This is a genomic window from Planococcus sp. RAB007_Raresut (assembly GCF_057369535.1).
Genome location: NZ_JBXYIF010000084.1, coordinates 1 through 286, shown reverse-complemented (window position 1 = coordinate 286; position 286 = coordinate 1). Strand labels below are relative to the sequence as shown.

Sequence of the window (286 nt, the reverse complement as noted above, 5' to 3'; positions counted from 1 at the left end):
GAAATATAAAATTCAAAAGCGCTATGTGGCAAAAGTGAAGAACATCCCATCTTACTTGGCCATCAAACAGCTTGAGTCTGGTGTCGAACTCGATGACGGATTCAAAACGGGAAGCGCTAAAGTGAAGATGAAGTCTGTAGACCAGAAGAAGAACACAGCCATCCTCGAAATCGTCATCACGGAAGGCCACAATCGTCAAATCCGTCGGATGGTGGAAGCCATTGGTTCAGAGGTCATCAAACTGAAGCGTGAACAGTTCGGTTTCTTGACGCTCGACGGTCTCAAT

General features: G+C 46.2%; 1 protein-coding gene. It reads left to right on the top strand.

The genetic code is table 11. From position 1 onward, the window contains the following. Window positions 1-286 (top strand): pseudouridine synthase (locus tag AC2Q9J_RS17835; RefSeq protein WP_499042007.1); only part of this gene is annotated, 286 nt, incomplete at both ends.